Genomic DNA, 2177 nt, shown 5'->3' on the forward strand with positions numbered 1-2177 from the left:
AGGGTATAGAGCCAGTAGCCGGTGATGGGTTCTTCCACCTTGTGCACGGTGAGATAGCCGGTCTGGAACAGCAGGGCCTCGGTGGCGATCTCGTCCACGTCGAAGCGGCCCAACAGGCTGGCCTTGGTCTGCAGATGGTCCAGACGGGGGGTGAACACGCCCCGCTCAGACAGGAGTTTGACCAGAAAGGTGGGGGTGGCACTTTCAAACCAGTAGGGTCGAAACTCGCGCTTCTGAAACAGCAGCAACACATCGAACGGGTTATAGACCGCCGGCGTTGTCTCATCTCCCCAGCGATAGCCGTTGTACCACTGCCGGATCTGGTCCCGATCCAGGCCCGGTAACTCGGGAGCAAAGACGGTATCGATGTCCTCGTCAGTGTAGCCGCAGATGGGGGCAAAGGGCTTGTCCAGGGTGACGTCGTTGAGGTTGTTCAGCCCGGAGAAAAGGCTGACCTTGCTGAATTTGGAGACGCCGGTGAGCAGGCAGAATTTCAGATGAGGGTCGGCGTCCTTGAGGACGGAATACAGGTTTTTCAGCCCCTCCCGCAGTTCACGAGCCACGGCGGCATCGGTGATGTTGTCCAGGATGGGCTTGTCGTATTCGTCGATCAGGACCACCACCCGCTGGCCGTGCTGATGGTGGGCCATGCGGATCAGATCGGAAAACTCGCCGGCGATGTCCTGAGCGCCGCTGTGTTCGATACCCAGGCGTTGCCGATTGAATTGCAGCAGATGCCGGATACGGATGTCCAGTGCCGATCGACTTACCATGACCCCATCGGCAAAACTGATCCGGATGACCGGGTGACGGATCTGCCAATCCCAGCGGTCGTGGATGTACAGACCACGGAACAGGGGCTCGTTGGCCTCAAACAGTTCCTTGAGGGTGTCCAGCAGCAGGCTCTTGCCGAAACGGCGGGGTCGGGAGAGGAAGTAGTATTTCCCCTCCTTGATCAGCTGATGGAGCCAGGGGGTCTTGTCCACATAGTAGTAGCCCCCGTTGATGATCTCTTCAAGGGACTGCACTCCGATGGGAAGATTGCGCTGGGCAGCCATAGGGGGAACTCGGCTTCTGAAGGTTCACGATAGAAGGAATAATATCATGAAGATGAAAACTGGCCTCTTGGGAGCACGGCACAGGGCGCGAGCACGAATAGCAGCCTAAAGCAATTGTCAGAGGTTTCCCAAAGGTATTGAAAGCCACCGCACGGTGGAATGAAAATAAAAACATGAACCATTTCGCAGTTCTTGCGCCAGGCAATTGCATCCCTATGGGCGGTATGGGATGCTGAGTTCGTCGCCAAGTATCGGCGCTCAAGGATGAACTCTCAGGCTCACGGAAGAATCCAGGGATTGGCCCAGCCGTGCGACACAAAGCCCCGTCACATGGACAGTGACGGGGCTTTACTTTGTGTGTTGTGTGTAATTGACCCGTGGCTGAGGGTCGTTGCCACGCTGGATAAATCTGCGTCACTCCCGCGCAAGCGGGAATCCATCGGCCGGTAACGGGGCGAAGGATCCTGGACTCCCGCTTGCGCGGGAGTGGCGAAAAGGGCGTGCTCGGTATTTCGCGTCGTTTTCGCGAGCAGGCCCACGATTCACAAGTGCTGCCCCCGGTACTTGCCGGCGTAGCCCTTGTCCTGAAGCTGCCGCAGCATCCTGCCCTCCGGCCAATGTCGTCAATTTAGGCCACCACCCCTGGCAATGGATTGATATATTTTGATTTTCTGGGATTGGATCGGCCGGGGCGAATCATCTCTTGGTCCTGGATGATCCATTGGAACAGATCCAGGATGGATTTTTCTGAATTGTCTGCTGACCACAGCGAGAAGAACCGGTCACGGAACTTGAGCAAAGTGGCCCGGAAGTTGATGCGGTATTCCCTGGAGCGTCCGGTCGTTCGTAATGTTGCCACCGGCTGAGACAGGGCGGCGCTGATGGCTGCCAGCGTGAGAGTCAGGAAGCGGGCGTAGATTTCCTGGTACACGCCTAACCGGCTATGGGTGCGGAAGCGCTCGACCTGAAGCCAGGTTTTGAAGGCTTTGTAGGATTCCTCGATACCCCATCACCAAGACCGCCATAGAAGTATTTTTGACAACCCCAGAAACGCCGTCAATACTCGATGTTAAAGCGTTGTTGGGGTTGGCACGATGGCTGGATCAGCGGCGTGACCCG

General features: G+C 57.1%; 2 protein-coding genes. Both read right to left on the reverse strand.

Going from position 1 to position 2177, the window contains the following annotated elements:
• On the reverse strand, positions 1-1058 hold a 1058-nt coding region (locus tag CKO35_RS17450; RefSeq protein WP_200177380.1), incomplete at its 3' end, for an ATP-binding protein.
• 628 nt (positions 1059-1686) lie between these two features.
• Positions 1687-1989, reverse strand: a complete 303-nt coding sequence (locus CKO35_RS17455) for a hypothetical protein (RefSeq protein WP_207143910.1) — start codon at positions 1987-1989, stop codon at positions 1687-1689.
• Positions 1990-2177: the final 188 nt, after the last annotated feature.

Source organism: Ectothiorhodospira shaposhnikovii (assembly GCF_016584105.1).
GTDB classification, from domain to species: domain Bacteria; phylum Pseudomonadota; class Gammaproteobacteria; order Ectothiorhodospirales; family Ectothiorhodospiraceae; genus Ectothiorhodospira; species Ectothiorhodospira shaposhnikovii.